This window comes from Diaphorobacter sp. LR2014-1, from assembly GCF_002916785.1.
In the GTDB taxonomy this organism is placed as follows: Bacteria; Pseudomonadota; Gammaproteobacteria; order Burkholderiales; family Burkholderiaceae_C; genus Diaphorobacter; species Diaphorobacter nitroreducens.
Genome location: NZ_MTBE01000084.1, coordinates 1 through 3,227 on the forward strand (window position 1 = coordinate 1; position 3,227 = coordinate 3,227).

At 68.6% G+C, this 3,227-nt stretch carries 4 protein-coding genes and 1 pseudogene; all 5 read right to left on the minus strand.

Annotated elements, in window-relative coordinates; all coding sequences use genetic code 11:
- Positions 1-482: TrbG/VirB9 family P-type conjugative transfer protein (locus tag BV908_RS21965; protein ID WP_172751431.1), on the minus strand; the 482-nt coding region annotated here is incomplete at its 3' end.
- Entirely contained in the window at positions 479-1,183 is a 705-nt protein-coding gene (gene trbF, locus BV908_RS21970; protein WP_003110193.1) for a conjugal transfer protein TrbF, read from the minus strand. The genes BV908_RS21965 and trbF, both read right to left, overlap by 4 nt.
- A gap of 12 nt (positions 1,184-1,195) precedes the next feature.
- Entirely contained in the window at positions 1,196-2,581 is a 1,386-nt protein-coding gene (gene trbL / locus BV908_RS21975; protein ID WP_023980878.1) for a P-type conjugative transfer protein TrbL, read from the minus strand.
- Positions 2,578-2,898 (minus strand): hypothetical protein, encoded by a 321-nt coding sequence (locus tag BV908_RS21980; protein ID WP_016851776.1) that lies wholly within the window; start codon positions 2,896-2,898, stop codon positions 2,578-2,580. The genes trbL and BV908_RS21980 overlap by 4 nt, the downstream gene beginning before the upstream one ends.
- Before the next feature lie 12 nt (positions 2,899-2,910).
- Positions 2,911-3,227: pseudogene (locus BV908_RS21985) on the minus strand (P-type conjugative transfer protein TrbJ); the annotation flags it as partial.

Consider the following 3,227-nt stretch of genomic DNA (forward strand, 5'->3'; position numbering starts at 1 on the left):
CCGCTGCCGCTGGACGTGTCGCCCACGATCCAGCGCACGGTATCGCCGGCGGCCACCGTCACCAGTTCCTCGCCCGGCTGGAGCGAAATCACGGTCACGCGGCCCACGGCCGCATAGACCTGATAGAGCGCGCCATCGGTGAAGGGCCACACCTGAATCGCGTTGACGTAGCCCTCGCGCGTGGGCGCGACGCGGGCCTCGGCGTTGGCGCGCGAGACACGCACCTTCTCGTCGGCCGGTTCCGGCGTAGGTTTGGCGTCTTCGGCCTCGGGCACCGGCATCAACTGCGCCGGCATCGGCAGCACCTCGGGCACGGCCACCACCTCCACCGGCGCGGGCGGTTCGGGCAGCGGCTGGGCCTGCACCGGCTCATCGAGCGAGATGGTCGGCGGCGGCTTGCCTTGCGTGGCGCAGCCCGTGAACAAGACAGTCGAAGCCAGCAGGATCACCGGCAAGGCGGATTTACGGAAAAGTGCATTCATGGTTTGGCTCCTTCGGAAGAATCCAGCTCGCGGCTCCACGACAAGCCGTTGACGTAGATGCCCAGGGGGTTCTTGCGCAGGCGTTCTTCGGTGCGCGGCGGCTGGAGCACGATGGACACCACGGCCGTCCACCGCTCCAAGCCCGCCGCGGCGCCGTTGACGTATCGGCGTTCCGTCCAGCGCACGTTGAAAGACGTGTCGCTGGCGCGCACGACGCTGGTGATCTGCACCGTGACCGACTCCTTGCCGATGCGCGCGAACGGGTCGTTGACCCGTGCGTAGTCGTTGAGCACGGCCGCGCCCTTGTCGGTCGTGTAGTCGTAGGCGTCCAGCCAGTTCTGGCGGACGACGATGGGGTCGATGGACAGCGAGCGCACCAGCGTCACGAAGCGCGCGATGTGGTGCGCGGTCTGCGCATCGTTGGGCCGGTATGGCGTGGCGGCTTCGCCCACGGCGCGTACCTGGCCCGCGCTGTCCACCTCCACGACGTAGGGCGTCACGATGGATTGCGCCGAGCGCCACACCAGGCCGCCGGCCATCAGCAGCGCAAGCGTCAGGCAGCCGAAGGCCATCAGGCGCCAGTTCTTCGCCTGCACGCGCGGCGAGCCGATACGCTCGTCCCACACCTGACTGGCAGCTTGGTACGGCGTGGCAGGCTGCGGCGTGTCGGCGTAGCGCACCTGCGGTTTCTTGAATCGCATGGTCAGTTCTCCTTATGAATCGGAATCGCGCAGGCTCGGCCCCTGGCCGGAGCCGCCGCCATCGCCACCGCGCAGCGCGTGGGCGGTGGTGGTCGCGGCGTGGGTGAGTTGCTGGCGGCGATCCAGGCGCTTGGCCCAAGCGGGCTGTTCCTGTGTCTGCGCCGTAGCGGCGCCGGATGCGGCCTCGCCTGCGGCACCCTGACCGGATGCCGCACCCGCGCCGCCATCGGCAGCAGCGCCATTCCAGCCAGCGCGGAAGGGAGCGGCCATGCGTTGCCCGGCAGCGGAAGCGCGGGATGCAGCGCCTCGCCCGGCTGCCTGCGCGCCGGTCTTGGTGACGTTGCCCAGGCCCGCCATCGCGCCCTTTGCGCCGCCGCCAGCGGCGGCGGAACCGGCCTGAAACGCCGACTTCGCACTGCTGGCCGTCGAGGCGGCGGCACGCGCGCCGCTGCCGGCAAGCTTGGCGGCGGCAGGCGCCATGCGCGCCCCGGCCATGACTGCGCCACCTACGCCCGTCGCGGCAGCACCGACGGCAACGGCCGCGCCAGCGGCACCGACGGCAGCACCAGCCATCGCACCCGCGCCGAGCTGCGGCGCACCGGAGACGAGGCCCGTGGCGATGCCGGGGCCGAAGATCCCGAGCGCCAGCAAGGTGAGCGAGGCCAGCATGATGACCAGCGCGTGGTCAATAGACGGCTCGGCGGGATGGACTTGGAACTGAGCGAACAAGCCCGAGCCGATGCCGACGATCACGGCCAGCACCAGAACCTTGACGCCGGAGGCCACCACGTTGCCCAAGACCTTTTCGGCGAGGAACGCGGTCTTGTTCCAGAGCGCGAATGGCACCAGCACGAATCCGGCGAGCGTGGTCAGCTTGAACTCGATCAGCGTGATGAACAGTTGGATCGCCAGCACGAAGAAACACAAGACCACGACCAGCCACGCGAGGAACATCACCACGATGGGGTCGAGGTTCACGAACACTTCGGGAAAGCCCGCCATCTCGCCGATCTGCTCCAGAATCGGCGCCCCGGCGTCGATGCCGGTTTTCGCCAGCCGGCCCGGCTGCAAGAAGTTCTCCATCGTGATGGCCGAGCCGGTGGCGGTGATGCCCAATCCCGCAAACGAGCGGAACACGATGCTGGCCAGCCAGTTGAAGTTATTGATGATGTAGGCGAAGGCACCGACGTAGAGCACCTTGCGCAGCAGCTTGGCGATCACGTCCTCGCCCTGGCCGGTGGCATGGCTCATGGCCCAATACAGGCCGGCGATCGTCATGTCGATGACGATCAGCGTGGCAGTGAGGAACGCCACTTCGCCCCGCAGCAGCCCGAAACCCGAGTCGATATAAGCGGCAAAGGTGTTGAGGAACTGGTCGATGATGGTCACGTCATTCATGGCGTGTCCTCCGGTTCGGCGGGAACGGCCGGCGCCATGCCATCGGCCGGTTCCTCGAAGCTCGGCGGGATCGGCGGCAGGTCGCCCAGCGTCTGGTATTCATCCGGCCCGGCCTGGCCGGAGAAGAAGCGCCGCCGGAAGGCTTCGGCGGCGGCACGGCAAGCGTCCTCGCCCGTGGCCTGCCGGTCGGCCGCGCATTGCGCGCGCAATGCCTTCAGCCGCACGGGATCGGCGGCCAGGGCATCGGCAAGGTGGTCGGCCGGCTGCTCGCCGCAAGCGGCGAGCAGCGCGACACACAGGACGAGGACGCATCGCATGGCGGCCTCCCGTCAGTTGCCGTAGAAGTTCACGGACTGCGGCGTGTACGGCGTGCCGTCGCCCAGGAAGCGCCGCCGCACCTCGCGGGCGCGCTCCGTGGCTGCCGCCTGCCGCGCCAGCTCCAGCGACGCCGCCCGGTCTTGCGTGATCTGGAGCCGCTGCGACTGGATCGACTGCTTGGCCTGCAAGGCCAGCAACTGATTCATGGCCTGCATCGCCTGCAACGCACCTTCGGCCGACTGGCTCTTGCCCACAAGATCGGCCAGCACGCTTTCGTCTTCGCCCAGGTTCTGCGACACCTGCGCCTGCATCTGCATGGTGGTCTGCA